Genomic DNA, 386 nt, shown 5'->3' on the forward strand with positions numbered 1-386 from the left:
TTTCCAGGCTCAGCAGGCGGGTGGGGCAAAATGGATATCGTCGGGTTTGATTTTCGCCGCCACTTTATCCAGCGGCAGCGAACCATCCGCCGCGGCGTCGATCGGCTGCGGCTGAATACTGCCGAGGACCGCCGCGCCGCCGGCTTCGTACAGATAGTTATGCGCCCCCTGGCCGACGATATACTCTTCGCCGCGCTGGCAATGGCTGAGCAGGCCAACGAGGTTGGCCTGGGTGCCGGTGGGTAGAAATAGCGCCGCTTCTTTGCCGGCCAGGTCGGCGGCATAGCGCTGCAGTTCATTGACGGTAGGGTCGTCGCCATACACATCGTCCCCGACCGGGGCGGCCATCATGGCCTCCAGCATGGCGCGCCCGGGACGGGTAACGG

1 protein-coding gene is annotated in these 386 nt (G+C 64.8%); it reads right to left on the reverse strand.

Annotated features, from left to right (window positions below):
* Window positions 1-9 precede the first annotated feature (9 nt).
* A partial coding sequence (locus FJV41_RS56655; RefSeq protein ID WP_246137953.1) for a beta-eliminating lyase-related protein occupies window positions 10-386 on the reverse strand: 377 nt, incomplete at its 5' end.

The organism is Myxococcus llanfairpwllgwyngyllgogerychwyrndrobwllllantysiliogogogochensis (genome assembly GCF_006636215.1).
Classification (GTDB): Bacteria; Myxococcota; Myxococcia; order Myxococcales; family Myxococcaceae; genus Myxococcus; species Myxococcus llanfairpwllgwyngyllgogerychwyrndrobwllllantysiliogogogochensis.